Raw genomic sequence first — 15,392 nt, forward strand, 5'->3', positions numbered from 1 at the left:
CGACCCGGGAGCCTCATCCGGTCGCGGCCGTGCCCAGCCGTCGCACCAGCACCAGCGTCCGGTCGTCCGCCACGTCCTGCGCCACCGTGCGCACCAGCCGCCCGGCCGCACCCCGCACCAGCTGCTGCTGCGTCCGGTGCGTCCGCACCTCCGGCTCGGCCGCCGCCAACAGCCGGCCCACCCCCTCGTCCAGGTCCCGGCCCGGTACCTCCACCAGACCGTCGCTGAACAGCAGCAGCGAATCCCCGTACGCCAGCCGCCCCGACACCCCCGGGTACGGCGCCCCCGGCACCAGCCCCAGCGCCGGACCGCCGTGCTCCGACGGCACCCAGCCCGACCGGCGGCAGAACCGCACCGGCGGCGGATGGCCCGCGTTGAACAGGCGGTAGCGGCCCGTCGCCGGGTGCAGCGCCAGGTGCACGGCCGTGGCGAAGTGGTCCTCCCAGCCCATCCGCACCAGGTGGTCGTTGGCCGCCGGCAGGAACGCCTCCGGCGGCACCCGGCCCAGCAGCATCGCGAACGCCCCCGACAGGTGCGTCGACCGGGCCGCCGCCCGACTGCCCTTGCCCGACACGTCCACCAGCACCAGTTCCAGCAGGTCCTCCTCCGGCCGGTGGGCGCACAGCAGGAAGTCCCCGGAGAACGACGCGCCCCCCGCCGGGGCCAGCGCGCTGTCGAAGTGCCAGTCCAGCAGCCGCTCCGGCAGCCGGGCCAGGGCCCGGTTGTGCTCCGCCAGCTCCAGCAGCATCGAATCGCCCTGGGTGCCGCGCAGCCCCAGCCGGTCCCGGAACCGGTTCGCGGTCAGCACCGTCGCCCCCGTCGCCGCCACCACCACCGTCACCCCCAGCCGCACCCCGTGCGGGTCCTGCACCACCGCCCCCAGCAGACCGCCCGCCAGCGCCGCGCACACCAGCACCCGCAACTGCCCGCGCCGCAGCACCAACCCGCCACCCACCACCGGCAGCACCAGCGCCGACGGCGGCCACCCGTACGGCAACAGGACCGGCAGCACCCCCAGCACCACCGTCACCCCGAGCAGCACCCCCAGCGCCACCCGCCCGGCCCGGACGTCCCCGTCCAGCAGCCGGCCGTACCACCGCCGCACCCTCGCTATCAGTGCGGGCACCCGGGACCTCCGCGAAGGCGTGGGCGGTCCTCTGTCATGACCACCAGTCAGCCCGGTCACACTAGCCCCTCCCCTCCCACCCCCACCCGGCCCGGCCCCCTCGGCCCGGCGCCCACCCGGGGCCCAGCTCCCGCACCTTCCCGCGCACGGGAAGCCGGCCGCCCCGACTTCCCGTGCTCAGCCCCCTCGGGGCGGTGCCCACTCGCCCGTGCCCGCCGCCCCACGGCCCTTCTCCTGCACCCGATCTGCCTGCTGCTGCGCTCCGGCCGTTCTTGGCCTGCGATCACCAGAAGTCGGTGGGTCCGACTTCTCGTGCGCCCACCGATGCCGCCGCGGCCCTCCGCGCCCCGAGGCGCGCGGCCCGCGCGTGGCCCGGGTGCTGCCCGGGTGCTGCCCGGGGTGGCTAGGCGGTGGCTGTGCCGGGCCAGGTGCGGAGGGCGGTGGTGAGGGTGGTGACGAGGCGGTCGTGGGTGGTGGTGAGGTCCTCGGCGAGTTGGAAGGCGCCGGCGATGGAGAGGGAGGCGAAGCCGTGGGCGAGGGAGCGGACGGTGCGGGCGGCGTGGATGGCTTCGGGGCCGTCGAGGCCGTAGCCGCGGAGGACGGCGATGATGACGCCGACGAGCCGGGTGGCGGCGCGGGTGAGGTCGTCGTCGGGCTGGGGCGCCTGGGGGAGGGCCGCGTAGCGGTGGGGGTGTGCGGTGGCGTAGGCCTGGTAGGCGCGCAGGACGGCGGTGACGGCGTCGTCCCCGCTGCGGCCGACGGCGGAGTCCGCGAGCCGGTCGGCGAGTTCTTCGGTGACCCGGACGGCGATGAGCCGCCGTAGTTCGCCGAGTCCGCCGCTGACGTGCTTGTACAGCGAGGGGGTGGCGACGCCGGCCCGGGTGGCGACCGAGGCGAGGGTGAGGGCTTCTCCGCCCTGGTCGTCGATGAGGGCGAGGGCGTGGTCGACGACCTGGTCGGGGGTCAGTCCTACGCGGGGCATGGGTTTCGTCGTCTCCGTGCGGGCGGGGTTCAGGCGAGTTCGGCGAGGAAGGGCAGCAGGGCGTCGGCGACGGCCTGCGGGTTGTCGGCCATCGGGTAGTGCCCGGACCCTTCGATCATCACCTTGCGGGCGCCGAGCTTCTCGGCCTGGAGGTCGGCGACGGCCTCGGGCTTCGGGAAGTCGGGGTCCTTGCTGCCCATGAGGACGAGGGCCGGGCAGCGGACGGCCGCGCACCAGCCCACGGGCGCGGAGTCGCCGGTGACGTGGCCGCGGGTGGCGGTCCGCCGGCCGGGGGTGCGCAGGGCGGCGACGAGTCCGTCGACGTAGCGGTCGAGGTCGGCGGGGCGGGGGCCGGGGTAGGCCATCTTGCGCAGGTAGAAGCCCCAGACGCCGGGCCACCGGACCATGGCGGCGCCCATGACGACCATGACGCCCTGCATGAGGGCGTTGGAGCGGTGTTCGACGAAGGCGTCGATCAGGGCGATCCCGGCGACCCGCTGGGGTGCGTCGCCGGCGACCTTGACGACCGTCGCCCCGGTGTAGGACTGCCCGACCAGGACGGCCCGTTCGATGCCGAGGTGGTCGAGCAGGGCGAGGACGTCGGTGGCGACGGCGGCGGGGCCGTAGTCGTCCCAGACGATCGAGGAGTCGCCGAAGCCGCGCAGGTCCATGGTGATGACCCGGTGGCCGGCGGTGGTGAGCAGCGGGTGCAGGTGCCGGTAGGCGTGGCGGGAGTCGAGCATGCCGGGGAGGAGGACGACGGGGGTGCCGTCGCCCTGCCGGGTGTCGTCGTACGCGAGGCGGCCGCCGGGGAGGTCGAGGTACTGGGTGCTCGGGGTGCTGGTGCCGTTCATGGTGGGCCTCCGCCGGCTCGCTCGTTTCTGCCTGTAGCCATAAAGCTAAGGCTAATAGCCTTAGCCGTCAAGCATCCGGCCGACAGCGAGGGCGCCCCCCGTTCAGGCCCCCTCGGCGTTCAGGGCGCCTCGGTGTTCAGGCCCCCTCGGCGTTCAGGTCCCCTCGACCCGGAAGGGGTCGTGCTCGCTGAGCAGCTTCTCCAGCCGGGCCTGGTCGACCCGGGCGACGGTGTCCGAGGACTCCTGCCGGTCCCGGACCACCTTGGCCAGCGTGAACGAGGAGGTGACGGTGTAGAGGAAGCCGATCCCGAGGAAGGCCCGGGTCCAGCCGCCGACCGGCAGGTAGGCGATCCCGGCGGCGAGGGCGGTGCCGGAGATGCCGAAGGAGAGGACGGCCTGGACGAAGTACGCGGCCGTGGTCCGTGACTGCATCGGTGCGTTCATGGCGCCAGGATGCAGCGGGGCGGCCGGGTCGCACATGAGTAGGAGTACTCAGATGGGCCTGGCGGCTGAGGGGTCGTTCGTTGACGTCCGATCACCTGTTCCACAGTGGCCCCGGGCGGATGGCTTGGAATCAGAGCGTCCTAGGATTAACGTCTGATAACGCAGCGCGGTCGTCAACGCCGTACCCAGACGGCACCGTGCGCCGTCGCCTAATCCCGCCGACCGGCCTCCGGGCAGGTCAGGGAGCCGGGGAACCACGTTCCTTGGGGTGAATCGGCGGGGCTCAGGCCCGGCCGTAGGAGACCTTCCTGCTCCGAACCCGTCAGCTAACCCGGTAGGCGCGAAGGAAGGAAAGGAGCGCGCCTCCGTGGCGTCGACGCACACCCCGGCACACCCGGCCGGCCCCGCAGCCGGTACCCAGCTCCTCGACCACCCCGGCCCGGAGGCCTTCGCCCCGGAGGCCGAGGCCAACCGCCACCGGATGCCGCGTCAGACCCGCGGGGCCTCCCCGCTGCTCGGCGTCACCGCCGTCGCCGCCACCCTGGGCGCCACCGGCTTCGCCTCCGCGACCCCGGCCGCCGCACCCGCCGTCGAGGCCCCGGACGAGGCGCCGGTCGCCCTGGCCGCCGACCCCGGCCTCGCGCTCGCCGCCCGGATCCAGCAGCAGGCCGACAGCCAGCGCACCGCCGCCGAGGAGGGCGCCCGGGTCCAGGCCGCCCAGGAGGCCGAGGCCAAGGCCGCCGCCAAGGAGGCGGAGGCCAAGCGTGCCGCCGAGGAGGCCGAGCGGGCCAAGGCCGCCGCCCTCACCCTGCCGGTGAAGGACTACAACCTCTCCGCCCACTACGGCCAGAGCGCCCGCTACTGGGCCCACCTGCACACCGGCCTGGACTTCGCCGCCGACACCGGCACCGCGGTCTACGCCGTCGGCCAGGGCACCGTCACCTCGGCCGGCTGGTCCGGCTCGTACGGCTACCGGATCGTCGAGACCCTGCCCGACGGCACCGAGATCTGGTACTGCCACCTCTCCTCGATCATCAAGGGCTCCGGCAAGGTCACCGCGGGCCAGCAGATCGGCAAGGTCGGCGCGACCGGCAACGTCACCGGACCGCACCTGCACCTGGAGGTCCGCCCCGGCGGCGGCGCCCCGGTCGACCCGGAGACCTGGCTCCAGCAGCGCGGCCTCACCCCGTAGGACCGATGACGCGGCAGGGCCCCGGGCGGCGCGCCCGGGGCCCTGCCGCGTCAGCTCACTCCTGGCCCTGCGGCTCCTGCTCGTCCCGCTCCTGCTCGACCTGTTCCGGCCGCTCCGGTTCCTGCGGCTCCAGCTCCTCCTCCTCGTCCGCGGGCAGCTGCGCCAGGTAGGCGTCGATCTCGGCCGCCCCCGGCTCCGGCGCGAGCTCCGGGAACTCCTCCACCAGCAGGCGCGGCAGCCCGGGCACCGTCCATTCGCCGAGCAGGTCGAGTGCCGCCTCGGCCGCCGCCACCTCGAACTCCTCGAAGCCACCGGCCAGTTCGTCCGGCATCGGGCGCCCCAGCGCGTTCAGCTCGGCCAGGTTGCGGTAGCTGCGCCGCATCAGGCCCTGCTCCAGCAGCAGCCGCGCGCCGTCGGTGGCCATGCCGACGGACAGCACCCGGCCCGGCCCCCAGCCCAGCCCGTCCGGTTCGTCCAGCCAGCCGGTCGGCGTCAGTGCCTCGTACCCGGCCAGCCGCTGCTCCTCGTCGAGCGCGGCGAAGCCGGCCAGCCAGTCCCGGACGGCCGCCGGGTCCGTCACGTCCACCCCGTGGGCGTGCAGCAGCAGCGCGTACAGCCGGGGCCAGGTCACCAGGTCGGCGCGGCGCAGCAGCCCGGCCGCGACCTCGCCCTGCCACTCGGCCTCGGCGTGCAGCCGCTCCTGGCGCTTGGCGTTGAGCCGCTTCGCGGCCCGCTGGTGGTCGACCAGCAGCCGTACGGCCTCGCCGTAGGCGAGCGGGTCCTGCTCCGGCGTGGGTTGGACGTAGAGGTGGAGCCGCTCGTACAGCAGGTGCTCCACCTGGTCGGAGGTGAGTTCGGGCCAGCCGTCGTGCATCCTGCCCCCGCCCAGCTCCAGCAGCGCCAGCACCGCGCGCAGCGGCGCTTCGGCCACCGGCGCGCGGTCCTGGCCGGCCGCCCAGGCGAGCAGGTCGGCGGCCCTGGTGCGCGGGGCGAGCCGCAGGTCTTCGTCGTTCATGTTCCGAACGGTAGCCGCCGGACGCCGGTAGGGTCGGCAGCCATGGTCCCCGTACGCCTCACCGGCCCCAGGCTCGCCCTCCGCGAGTACCGCCACACCCCGGAGGAGGTGGACGCGCTGCACGCGCTGTACGGCGACCCGGAGGTGACCCGCTACCTCCCCTTCGAGCCGCGCGACCGCGAGACCTGCGCCGACCAGCTCGAGCTCTACCTGGAGGAGGCGATGGCCGAGGAGCGGGGCGTCTACCGGCTCGCCGTCGTCCGGCGCGAGGACGCCGAGGACCCGGAGGACGCGCTGCCGGTCGCGCACGCCGCTCTCACCCTCGGCGCGTACCGCTCGGCGCACCTCGGCTACGTGCTGAGCCGCCCGGTGTGGGGCCGCGGCTACGCGGGCGAGATCGCCGGACTGCTCTGCGCGCTCTCCTTCGGGGCGCTCGGCCTGCACCGGCTGGCCGCCCGGGTCGACGTGGAGAACACGGCCTCGGCCAAGGTGCTCACCCGGCTCGGCTTCCAGCCGGAGGGGCGCGTCCGGCACGACCTGTTCAAGGGCGGCGCCTGGCGCGACTCGTACCGGTACGCGTTGCTCGCCGACGAGTGGTCCGGCCCGCCCGGCCCGCCCGGCCCACCGCAGGGGGGTTAACCCCACCCCGGATCCGCCGGGCGGCCGGATGTTTGCCGGGCCGCGCCCGGGCCAGACTGGATCACGTCAGCGAGTACGGAAGACCAGGACGACGAGGGGCCGGGGACCGGGACATGAGCAGCAGCACGCTGGGTCAGGGGTGGGACGCCCCGGACGGTTACGGCGACGACGGGGCCCGCCCGGCCCGGGCCCGTCGCACCGAGGAGCCGCCCGGCTTCTGGCGGGCGCCGTTCTCCGGGCACTACTACCGCGAGGTCGGCTACGCGCTCACCGGGCTGCCGGTCGCGATCGTCGGCTTCGCCGTCGCGATCGTCCTGTTCTGCCTCGGCGTCGGCACCTTCGTCACCGTCCTCGGCCTGCCGGTGCTGGCCGCCCTGACCAGCACCGCCCGGGGCTTCGGCCGGGCCGAGCGGGCCCGGGTCCGCGGGATGCTCGCGCTGGACGTGCCCGGCCCGGCGCCGGTGCGCCAGGTGCGCCCGGGCAGCTGGGGCTCGATCACCGCCCGGATGGCCGACGGGGCGGGCTGGAAGGCCGTGCTGTACCAGGTGGTGATGTTCCCCTGGGCGGTGTTCAGCTTCTGCCTCACGCTGACGTTCCTGGTGCTCGGCTGGGCGATGGCGCTCTACCCGCTCTACCACTGGGTCTTCCCGCGCTACACCTCCTGGCGCGGGTACCAGCTGTTCGACTTCACCGACAGCCACCACGTCCGGCACGCCTACTACGTGGAGGGCGCCTGGCAGATCGCCGCGTTCTCGGCGATCGGGGTGCTGCTGATCTTCCTCACCGCGCGGCTGGTCCGCGGCCTGACCAACGTCAACCGGGTCGCCGCCCGGGGGCTGCTCGGCCGCTGAGGCCCGGCCCTCGCACCTCCCACGTACTCCCGCTCCTGCCCCGTCCCTGCCCCGCTCCCGCCCCGCCCGTGCCCCGGACGCGCTCCGGATGCGGGTGGGGCGGACCCGTGTTCGGATGACCGGGTGGCGACCGCCCCCACCCCCGTGCCGGCCCCGGACGTCCTGGTCACCTCCCGCCCGCTGGACGAGTACTGCGCCCTGTTCGGCCTGACCCGCGCCCGGCTCGCCGCCCTGCCCGGCCCGCTGCTGGACTGCCCGGGCGGCGCGTCCGGCCTGGCCGCCGAGGCGCGCGAGCTGGGCTGCCGGGTGATCGCCGTCGACCCGGCGTACGCGCTGCCGCCGCCCGAGCTGGCCGCCCGGGCACTGGCCGCCCGGGCGTCGATGGCCGTCGCGATGGCCGCCCGCCCCCAGCTGTACCCCTCGCCCCGCCCGCGCCGCCCCGCCCGCCCGGAGCGCTACCTGCGCAGCTGGGACCGCGCCCGCCGGCTGTTCGCCGCCGACTCGGCCGCCCACCCGCAGTGCTACCTGGCCGCCGCGCTGCCCCGGCTGCCCTTCGCGGACGGCGCCTTCGCGCTCACCCTGAGCGGCTACCTGATCTTCGCCTACCCCGAACTGTTCGGCCCGGAGCGGCAGCTGGCCGCCCTGGCCGAGCTGGTCCGGGTGACGGCCGCGGACGGGGAGGTGCGGGTCCAGCCGCTGCACGACGGTCGCGGCCGCCGCTGCGGCCACCTCGACCGGCTGCGGTACGCGCTCGGCGAGCGCCGGATCGCCAGCGAGGTCCGCCGGGTGCCGCGCGAGGACGGCCGCACCCGCAGGATCCTGGTGCTCCGGGCCGCCGGCGGACGACCCCGGGGGCACCCGCCGGCACTACTTCTGTAATGGTCACAGGGCGGGTCTGCCCCTATACTCGCTCAAATGAGCGAGACCACGATCCGGCCCGCCCAGCCCGCCGACGCCGACCGGCTCACCGCACTGATCCAGGCCTCCGCCGCCTACCGCGGCGCGTACTCCGCGATGATCGACGGCTATGCCGTACGACCCGACTACATCGAGCGCCACGAGGTGCGGATGGCCGTGGACCGCACCGACGACCGGCTGCTCGGCTTCTACGGGCTGATCCACGAACCGGCCGAACTGGACCTGATGTTCGTCGCCGACGACGCCCAAGGACTCGGCATCGGACGGGCGTTGATCACCGACATGCTCGACCGGGCCCGGGCCGCCGGGATCACCGCGGTCAAGGTCGTCTCGCACCCGCCCGCCGAGGGCTTCTACCTCCAGGTGGGCGCCGTGCGCACCGGCACCCGCCCGCCGCAGCCCAAGACCCCCTGGTCGCAGCCCGAACTGCGCTTCACCGTCTAGGGCTTCACCGGCGGGTCGTCGGCCGCCGTTCCGGACGCCACCGCTCCGGACACCACCGGCCCCGAGCCCTCCGCCGCGGCCCCCGTCGGTTGCGCCGGGACGAAGGCCACCGCCTGCAGCCGGGACAGTATCTTCTCCGCCAGCCAACTGCGGTCCGACCCGTACGGAATGCCCTGCGGGTCGACCAACTGCGCCGCCACCGCGTCCCGCAGCCGCTGCGCCTCGGCACCGGGCAGCCGGGAGAGCAGGCCCCGGGCGGCCAGCAGCGCGTGGTACTGCTCGAACCCCGAGCGCGGGTGCTCGATCGCCTCCAGCAGGCTCGGCAGGTCCCCCAGCGACGGGTCGCCCTGCATCAGCGCGAGGGCCTGGATCCGGCGGCCCTCCGAGCCGTCCGCGAACAGGGCCCGCACCTGGTCGGCGGTCAGCGCCGAGCGGGTCGCGGTCGAGCGGACCTCCGCCACCACGCCGTCCGGCCCGGCAGGGGAGTCCGCGGACGGCGGCAACTGGGCGGCCAGCGCGGCGGGTTGCTCCGCGCTGCCGCCGAGCAGCCCGAGCTGTTGCATCGCGCGCACCCGCAGGTCGTCGGCGCCCACCTTGTCGCCGCGCCGGTCGCGGTCCTGCCCGGCCAGGAAGAGGTCCAGCGCCTCGTCCGTCTCGGTCAGCACCCGGGGCAGCGCCAGCCTGGTCACCAGCCAGCCGGCCAGGAAGCCGAGGACCAGGAAGTACAGCACCAGCGCGGCCGCGAACGGCACCGCGGCGTCCTCCCCGCCCAGCACGGGCGCCAGCGCCGTACCGAGCTGGTGCAGCCGTTCGCCGAGCGAGCCGAGCTGGGTCAGCCCGACGCCCAGCAGCACCTTGGTCAGCCAGTCGGAGACCTGCTCCAGATTGGTGTTGGGCGCGTACGAGCCCTGCGGCTCGCCGGAGCCGTTCTTCACCCGGGGCACCCCGAACAGGAAGCCCAGCGCGCCGCCGAGCACCGTCGAGGCACCGGCCACCACCAGACCGCCGCCGAGCGCCTGCCAGGCCTGCGCCCGGCCGAGCGCGAACAGCAGCAGGCCGAGCAGGCCCGTGCCGGTCAGCACCCCGGCGGCCGTCCACTGCGCCGTCCGCAGTGCCGATCCGCCGGCCCGTCGCCGCGCCCTCGCCATCGCCCACCCCCTGTGTCCGCGCCGCTGCGCCCCGTCGTCACCGAGGGGCCGCGCCGACTCTAGCGCTGCGGCCCCGGCACGGGAACGACTCGGGGGCGCCGCCGCTACGACGGGGGTGACGCCCGGCCGGGCACAGACGCCGACGGAACGGTGGGCGCGAACGCAGACGGCCCGCAGGCTGCTCCTCGACGCCGGCCCGTGCACTGGCCTGGCGCCGAGGCACCGGGGATGTACCGGTGAGCCTGCGGGCCGGGTGACTGCTGTGGATTTCGCCTGCCGGAGGCCAGGGGCCTCACCCTGCGCAGGCAGGGGCGGCTCTAGCGAGCAGCCACCTCACGCATCCTGGTGCAACTCAACTCAGGATCACCTCCTTTCAGTGTGCCGCCACTGTAGGCAGCCCCCTGTCGGGAGGGCAACGGATTATTCGCGGGCGCCGCTCAGGCGCTCTTCACCTTGTCCTGGAACTTGGTGTAGTCGATCACGTTGTCGGGCGACGGGATCTGGAGGGTGACCGGCTTGTCGTAGTCGGTGAAGTCGATCTGGCCCTTGTCCGCGCCCGTGGTCTTCTCCATCCGCACCGGGTAGAACGTGCCCTCGGTGGCGATGTGGAGGAGCGACTCCTCGCCCTTGTCGTCCTTCTCCTTGAGGCTGAACGTCTTGACCCCGTTGACGGTCCCGGCGCTGCCCTTGGTCGGGGTGCTGCCCGCGTCGTCCTGGAGCATGTCGCTCGCCCAGGTGAGCTTGCAGAAGTCCATCATCGGCTTCATCTTGGGGTCGCTGTCGAAGCCGGTCAGGTAGCGGCCCTTGAAGAGCTCGGCGACCGCGTCGCCCTTGGGCCCGCTGAACGTCTTCCAGAACTGGGTGTCCGGCTTGATGAAGGACTGCTTGCCGTCGCTGATGAGCTCGAAGGAGCCGACGCCGGGCATCGCCATGGTGCCCTGGCAGTCGCCCTTGGTGTCCATGGCCATGTTCATGCTCATGACGCCGTCGTCGGTGGGGATCTTGCCGGCGATCTTGAGCGAGGTGGCGCCGGCCAGCGCCTGCCTGGCCTGCTTCTCGATCTCCTGGGCGGTCAGCTTGTCGGTGTCGAGCTTGGCCACGGTCGGAGTCGGAGTCGGAGTGGCGCTCGGGGTCGCGGCCGCCGCGGCGGTGGTGGCCGCAGGCGCCGCGGCCTTGTCCGAGTCCTTGTTGTCGCCACAGGCGGCCGTGCCGGCTCCCAGCAGGAGGCAGATCGCGGCGGTGCTCGCCAGGCGCTTCGACAGCATGAGGTCGTTCCTTATCCAGGGAACGGTCCCGCCGTCCCCCACTTGGATGAATTTTTCCTCAGTATGGGGGAGCTGTCTGACAGCGGATCTTGAAAAAGGGCGCCGTTACCGCTTCGTGGCGTGACCGTGCCCTGCCCGTGCCGGGAACGCGAAAGGGCCCGGAGGACGAATCCTCCGGGCCCTTTCGGCTACTGAGTAGCGGGGACAGGATTTGAACCTGCGACCTCTGGGTTATGAGCCCAGCGAGCTACCGAGCTGCTCCACCCCGCGTCGGTGAACACAACAATACGGGGAAGTCGCCGAGATGGGAAATCGGTTCTGCAGAACGCCCTCCGCGCACCCTCCGCGCACCCTCCGGGCGTCCCCCGATCACCCTCCGTCGCCACCTGATCACCCGCCGCGCCGGCCCCCGGGCCGCCCGCCGTGCCGTGCGGCCCGGGCCCTGGCCCAGAGCGCGAAGCCGACCAGCGCCACGAAGCAGGGCACCATCAGCACCCCGTAGACCACCAGGAACCCGTCCGTCCCCAGGTCGGCGGCGGCGTTCCAGGTGCCGTGCAGCACCACCGCCAGCAGCAGCCCGGCGGGCGCGGCCAGCCGGGCCAGCCAGCGCCGCCCGCTGGTCAGGGCGACGGCCAGGCCGATCCCGGTGAGCGCGGTGAACAGCGGGTGGGCGAACGGGGAGAGCAGGGCGCGCAGCACGAAGGTCTGCACGGTGCTGTCGAAGTCGCGCAGGCTGGGCGGATCGCCCAGGCCGATGCTGTCCAGCCGGTTGCGCTGGTCGGTGGTGAAGGCCCGGCCCAGGTAGAGGGCGTTCTCGGTGAAGGCGAAGCCGCAGGCGGTCATCCCGCCGAGCACCACCCCGGCGGCCAGGGTGCGCGGCCGGGAGCGGTGGTGCGCGCCGCCCGGGGCGGCCGGGGCCGGGCGCAGGTAGGGCAGGGGCCGCAGGTACGGGCGGAGCCGCAGCCGACCCCGGGCGTGCGGCCCGGCCGGGCGGCGCTGGTACGGGCGGGGGCGCCGGGGCGCGGGCGCCCGGTGCAGCAGCGGCGCGCAGGGGCGGCCGGAGCGGCGGCCGTGGCAGCGCAGCCGCTGGCCGAGCGGCAGCAGCAGGACCAGCAGGGCGGTGGCCTTGGCGCTCTCCTCGATCACCGGGGTGGCGACGCCGGCGCCGAGCAGCCCGCCGAAGGCGTGGTGGTGGGCGGTCAGGTAGTCGGCGGTCCAGTTGTTGGCGAGGATCGCGACCGTGGTGGCCGCGCAGGCGCCCCAGCCGAGGCAGAACACGGTGTGCCGCAGCGGGACCCGGGCGGTCAGGTTGAGCCAGGCCAGGCCGCCCAGCACGAAGGGCAGCGGCACCATGGCCAGGCCCAGTCCCACCAGCAGCCCGACGGTGCCGGTCTGGCGCTGGACCAGGTGCAGGATCAGCACCCCGCAGCAGACCAGGGTCAGGACGGCGGAGGTGGTGACGGAGGAGAGCGCCAGCGAGCGGCCGCGGCCCGGGGGCGCCGCGGGCGGGCCGACCGGGAGCCGGCCGGCGACGAGGGCGGTCGGGGCGGCCGGTGCCGTGCCGCCGGGCCGGGACAGCAGCCGGTCGGCCCGGCGCCTCCGCGGCCCCGGGATGGTCCGGGTGACGCCGGTGCGCGGGACCGTACCCGGTGCGTCGGCGGCGGTGCGGACGGTCGCCCGGGGCCCGCCGCCGGGCGGGCTGCCCATGCGGCTCAGGGTAGGCCACGGCGGCGGCCCGTCGGGAGGACCCGGGACGAACCGTTCGTGCCGGGCGCGACCGGCCGGTCAGCCCGCCGCGGCCCGTTCGAACGGCTGCCGACGGGTCAGCGGCGGCGGAACAGCAGGTCGTGCACCACGTGGCCCTTGGCGATCCCGGCCCGCTCGAACTTGGTGACCGGCCGCCAGTCCGGTCGGGGCGCGTAACCGGGGACGCTGCCGTCCGGGTGGTCCGCGGGCTCCAGCCAGCCGGTCCCGTCGCCCTCGGGGTGCAGGTTCTCCAGCTCGGGCGAGGCGGACAGCACCGCCAGCATCTGCTCCGCGTACGGCTCCCAGTCGGTCGCGCAGTGCACCAGGGCGCCCGGGGCGAGCCGGGGCAGCACCAGGTCGAGGAAGGACGGCTGGACCAGTCGGCGCTTGTGGTGCTTGGGCTTCGGCCACGGGTCGGCGAAGTAGACCCGCAGGCCGGCCAGCGAGGCGTCCGGCAGCATGTCGCGCAGCAGGATGACGGCGTCGCCGGCAGCGAGCCGGACGTTCCGCGAGCCGTCCCGCTCCAGCATGCCGAGCAGGTTGCCGTGCCCGGGGGTGTGCACGTCGGCGGCCAGGATGCCGGTCGACGGGTCGGCGGCGGCCATCGCGGCGGTGGTCTCGCCCATGCCGAAGCCGATCTCCAGGGTGACCGGCAGACCGCCGAACAGCTCCCCGAGGTCGAGCGGGGTGCCGTCGATCGGGACGCCGTACGTCTCCCAGCTCCGGTCCAGGGCGCCCGCCTGGGCGTTGGTCATCCGGCCCCGGCGCGGCTGGAAGCTGCGGATCCGCCGCTCCCGGTGCTGTTCCTCGGTGGCCTTGTGCGGGTACATCGGCGCGGGGTAGGCGGCCGGCGCCGCGGACAGCCGGGCGGACGGCGATTGCTGGGGGATCGGGGCGGTGGCAGTCACAATCACCCGAGTCTACGGGGCCGTGCGGGGCGCCCGGCGGGGTGTGTGACGGGGCTCATCCATCGGTCCCGGCAACCGCGGGCCCGGCCCGGCCGGGCTCAGCCGCCGGCCTCCAGGGCGGCCAGGGCCCGGCGGGCCACCTCGCGGCCGATCGGCAGCGAGGCCGTCGCCGCGGGGGAGGGGGCGTTCAGCACGTGCACCGCCCGGCGCGGGGAGCGCGGGTCCGCCGGGTCGAAGCCGGCGAAGGCGAAGTCGTCCAGCAGCGAGCCGTCCCGGGCCACCGCCTGGGCCCGCACCCCGGCCGTGGTCGGCACCAGGTCGGCGGCGGTCACGGCGGGCAGCAGCCGTCGGACGGCGGCGGTGAACGCCCGCTTGGACAGCGAGCGGTGCAACTCGCCGACCTCGTACCGCCAGTGCCGCCGCAGGATCCGCCAGGTGCCGGGGAAGGCGAGGGTCCCGGCCAGGTCGCCCGGGTGGACGGTGCGCCAGTTGTACCCCTCGCGGGCCAGCGCGGGCACCGCGTTCGGGCCGACGTGGACGTCCCCGTGGATGCCCCGGGTGAGGTGCACGCCGAGGAACGGGAACGCCGGGTCGGGCACCGGGTACACCAGGCCGCGGACCAAGTCCCGCCGGTGCTCGGCCAGTTCGTAGTACTCCCCGCGGAACGGGACGATCCGCACCCCCGGGTCGTCCCCGGCCAGCCGGGCGATCCGGTCGCTGTGCAGCCCGGCGCAGTTCACCAGCACCCCGCAGCGCAGCTCCCCGTCGGCGGTGCCGACCGTCACCCCGTCCCGGCGCCGGGCCACCGCCCGCACCGCGGTGCCGGGCCGCAGTTCGGCGCCCGCCTCCCGGGCCAGCCGGGCGTAGGTCGTGGCGACCGCCGGGAAGTCGCAGATGCCGGTGGTGCCGACGTGCAGCCCGGCCCGTCCGACCACCTCCGGTTCGTACCGGGCGATCCCGGCCCGGTCCAGCTCGGTGACCGGGATGCCGTTCGCCCGCCCGCGCTCGGCCAGTGCCGCCAGCCGGGGCAGTTCGGCGTCGTCGGTCGCCACGATCAGCTTGCCGGTCACCTCGTACGGGAGGCCGTGCTCGCGGCAGAACTCGACCATCTCGGCGGCGCCGGCGACCGCGAAGCGGGCCTTGTACGAGCCGGGGCGGTAGTACACGCCGCTGTGGATCACCCCGCTGTTGCGCCCGGTCTGGTGCGCGGCGAAGCCGTTCTCCTTCTCCAGCACCGCCAGCCGCAGCCCGGGCCTGGCCCGGGTCAGGGCGTACGCCGTGGCCAGTCCGACGATCCCGCCGCCGACCACCAGGACATCGAAGTCGTCCGCCACGCTGCGCTCCTCGTCCACCGCCGGGTCGCCGTCGCCGTCGCCGAGGCCGGTGCGGGCGGCGTGCGTCGCTCCCGCCCCGGCTTCCGCCGCAGATGCTGCCACGGCTCCGGGCGGGGGTCGAGACCGCGTGACGGGTGCGGCGGACGTCGCGGGTCGGTGGGGGTGTCACGGTTCGGTGGGGTGTCGGGCGTCGGTGGGGTGTCGCGCGTCGGTCGGCCCGTCAAGGCTCCGCCGCGCGGGTACGCGTCCTTCGTCCGTCCGACCCGGGGCATGCCGAGGTGGGCGGCAGTGACCTGCCGCCCACCTCGCCCCCCGGGGCATCGGGCGGTCCCCCCGGACCGGCCGTGGTGTGGGGCGGCGAGACCCCCGACCCCACGTTCCCCCCCCCCCCTTGGGGGGCTTGGGGGGGGAGGGGAAGGGGCCCAAAAAAAACACACAACCACAAGGGGTGGGGAAGAACACCCCTGGTCTTCTTCTCCGGGACCTCTCAGAAGGGAGGGGGGAGTTCCCCCCAGGGACCGTCTAA

General features: G+C 74.8%; 15 protein-coding genes, 1 tRNA gene and 1 riboswitch. Of the genes, 5 read left to right on the top strand and 11 right to left on the bottom strand.

The genetic code is table 11. The features are described from left to right. Window positions 1-13: 13 nt before the first annotated feature. From ACZ58X_RS31655 to ACZ58X_RS31670, 4 genes are all read right to left on the bottom strand, one after another. Window positions 14-1,126: a PP2C family protein-serine/threonine phosphatase gene (locus tag ACZ58X_RS31655; RefSeq protein ID WP_470337006.1), complete on the bottom strand. Its 1,113-nt coding sequence runs from the start codon at window positions 1,124-1,126 to the stop codon at window positions 14-16. A gap of 403 nt (window positions 1,127-1,529) precedes the next feature. After that, on the bottom strand, window positions 1,530-2,108 hold the full coding sequence (locus tag ACZ58X_RS31660) for a TetR/AcrR family transcriptional regulator (RefSeq protein ID WP_470337007.1): 579 nt from the start codon (window positions 2,106-2,108) through the stop codon (window positions 1,530-1,532). Window positions 2,109-2,137: 29 nt separating this feature from the next. After that, a complete protein-coding gene (locus tag ACZ58X_RS31665; RefSeq protein WP_470337008.1) occupies window positions 2,138-2,962 on the bottom strand; it encodes an alpha/beta fold hydrolase in 825 nt (274 codons plus the stop codon). A gap of 153 nt (window positions 2,963-3,115) precedes the next feature. After that, complete coding sequence (locus ACZ58X_RS31670; protein WP_470337009.1) at window positions 3,116-3,406, bottom strand: YiaA/YiaB family inner membrane protein; 291 nt, start codon at window positions 3,404-3,406, stop codon at window positions 3,116-3,118. Window positions 3,407-3,602: 196 nt separating this feature from the next. Further along, window positions 3,603-3,761, top strand: a riboswitch (cyclic di-AMP (ydaO/yuaA leader). A 12-nt stretch (window positions 3,762-3,773) separates the two neighbouring features. Here ACZ58X_RS31670 and ACZ58X_RS31675 point away from each other — a divergent pair. Continuing rightward, a complete protein-coding gene (locus tag ACZ58X_RS31675; protein ID WP_470337010.1) occupies window positions 3,774-4,598 on the top strand; it encodes a M23 family metallopeptidase in 825 nt (274 codons plus the stop codon). Window positions 4,599-4,653: 55 nt separating this feature from the next. On the opposite strand, the gene ACZ58X_RS31680 is transcribed toward ACZ58X_RS31675, so the two are convergent. After that, the gene (locus tag ACZ58X_RS31680; RefSeq protein WP_470337011.1) at window positions 4,654-5,613 is read right to left on the bottom strand and encodes a hypothetical protein; all 960 of its coding nucleotides are present in this window, start codon (window positions 5,611-5,613) and stop codon (window positions 4,654-4,656) included. Window positions 5,614-5,655: 42 nt separating this feature from the next. On the opposite strand from ACZ58X_RS31680, the gene ACZ58X_RS31685 reads away from it, so the two are divergent. From ACZ58X_RS31685 to ACZ58X_RS31700, 4 genes are all read left to right on the top strand, one after another. Further along, window positions 5,656-6,252: a GNAT family N-acetyltransferase gene (locus ACZ58X_RS31685; RefSeq protein ID WP_470337012.1), complete on the top strand. Its 597-nt coding sequence runs from the start codon at window positions 5,656-5,658 to the stop codon at window positions 6,250-6,252. A 113-nt stretch (window positions 6,253-6,365) separates the two neighbouring features. Then, entirely contained in the window at window positions 6,366-7,103 is a 738-nt protein-coding gene (locus ACZ58X_RS31690; RefSeq protein WP_470337013.1) for a sensor domain-containing protein, read from the top strand. 123 nt (window positions 7,104-7,226) lie between these two features. Next, window positions 7,227-7,982 (top strand): hypothetical protein, encoded by a 756-nt coding sequence (locus tag ACZ58X_RS31695; RefSeq protein WP_470337014.1) that lies wholly within the window; start codon window positions 7,227-7,229, stop codon window positions 7,980-7,982. A 36-nt stretch (window positions 7,983-8,018) separates the two neighbouring features. Then, window positions 8,019-8,465, top strand: coding sequence for a GNAT family N-acetyltransferase (locus ACZ58X_RS31700; RefSeq protein WP_470337015.1), 447 nt, complete (start codon window positions 8,019-8,021; stop codon window positions 8,463-8,465). Here ACZ58X_RS31700 and ACZ58X_RS31705 read toward each other — a convergent pair. The 6 genes from ACZ58X_RS31705 to lhgO form a co-directional block, all read right to left on the bottom strand. Next, complete coding sequence (locus ACZ58X_RS31705) at window positions 8,462-9,613, bottom strand: hypothetical protein (RefSeq protein WP_470337016.1); 1,152 nt, start codon at window positions 9,611-9,613, stop codon at window positions 8,462-8,464. The genes ACZ58X_RS31700 and ACZ58X_RS31705 overlap by 4 nt on opposite strands. Window positions 9,614-10,050: 437 nt before the next feature. Continuing rightward, entirely contained in the window at window positions 10,051-10,878 is an 828-nt protein-coding gene (locus ACZ58X_RS31710) for a hypothetical protein (protein ID WP_470337017.1), read from the bottom strand. A 196-nt stretch (window positions 10,879-11,074) separates the two neighbouring features. Continuing rightward, window positions 11,075-11,148 (bottom strand) — tRNA-Met (locus ACZ58X_RS31715). Between the two features lie 120 nt (window positions 11,149-11,268). After that, window positions 11,269-12,585 (bottom strand): PrsW family intramembrane metalloprotease, encoded by a 1,317-nt coding sequence (locus tag ACZ58X_RS31720; RefSeq protein ID WP_470337018.1) that lies wholly within the window; start codon window positions 12,583-12,585, stop codon window positions 11,269-11,271. Between the two features lie 116 nt (window positions 12,586-12,701). After that, entirely contained in the window at window positions 12,702-13,532 is an 831-nt protein-coding gene (trmB, locus tag ACZ58X_RS31725) for a tRNA (guanosine(46)-N7)-methyltransferase TrmB (protein ID WP_470337019.1), read from the bottom strand. Window positions 13,533-13,630: 98 nt separating this feature from the next. Continuing rightward, complete coding sequence (lhgO, locus tag ACZ58X_RS31730) at window positions 13,631-14,866, bottom strand: L-2-hydroxyglutarate oxidase (protein ID WP_470337023.1); 1,236 nt, start codon at window positions 14,864-14,866, stop codon at window positions 13,631-13,633. Window positions 14,867-15,392: the final 526 nt, after the last annotated feature.

The sequence above is a fragment of the Kitasatospora sp. NPDC040550 genome, from assembly GCF_055594965.1.

Coding starts and splice junctions, on each gene's coding strand:
- ACZ58X_RS31670 (WP_470337009.1), bottom strand. CDS start 3,406: ATGAACGCACCGATGCAGTCACGGACCACGGCCGCGTACTTCGTCCAG.
- ACZ58X_RS31660 (WP_470337007.1), bottom strand. CDS start 2,108: ATGCCCCGCGTAGGACTGACCCCCGACCAGGTCGTCGACCACGCCCTC.
- ACZ58X_RS31720 (WP_470337018.1), bottom strand. CDS start 12,585: ATGGGCAGCCCGCCCGGCGGCGGGCCCCGGGCGACCGTCCGCACCGCC.
- ACZ58X_RS31700 (WP_470337015.1), top strand. CDS start 8,019: ATGAGCGAGACCACGATCCGGCCCGCCCAGCCCGCCGACGCCGACCGG.
- ACZ58X_RS31665 (WP_470337008.1), bottom strand. CDS start 2,962: ATGAACGGCACCAGCACCCCGAGCACCCAGTACCTCGACCTCCCCGGC.
- ACZ58X_RS31690 (WP_470337013.1), top strand. CDS start 6,366: ATGAGCAGCAGCACGCTGGGTCAGGGGTGGGACGCCCCGGACGGTTAC.
- ACZ58X_RS31685 (WP_470337012.1), top strand. CDS start 5,656: ATGGTCCCCGTACGCCTCACCGGCCCCAGGCTCGCCCTCCGCGAGTAC.
- ACZ58X_RS31680 (WP_470337011.1), bottom strand. CDS start 5,613: ATGAACGACGAAGACCTGCGGCTCGCCCCGCGCACCAGGGCCGCCGAC.
- ACZ58X_RS31705 (WP_470337016.1), bottom strand. CDS start 9,613: ATGGCGAGGGCGCGGCGACGGGCCGGCGGATCGGCACTGCGGACGGCG.
- ACZ58X_RS31710 (WP_470337017.1), bottom strand. CDS start 10,878: ATGCTGTCGAAGCGCCTGGCGAGCACCGCCGCGATCTGCCTCCTGCTG.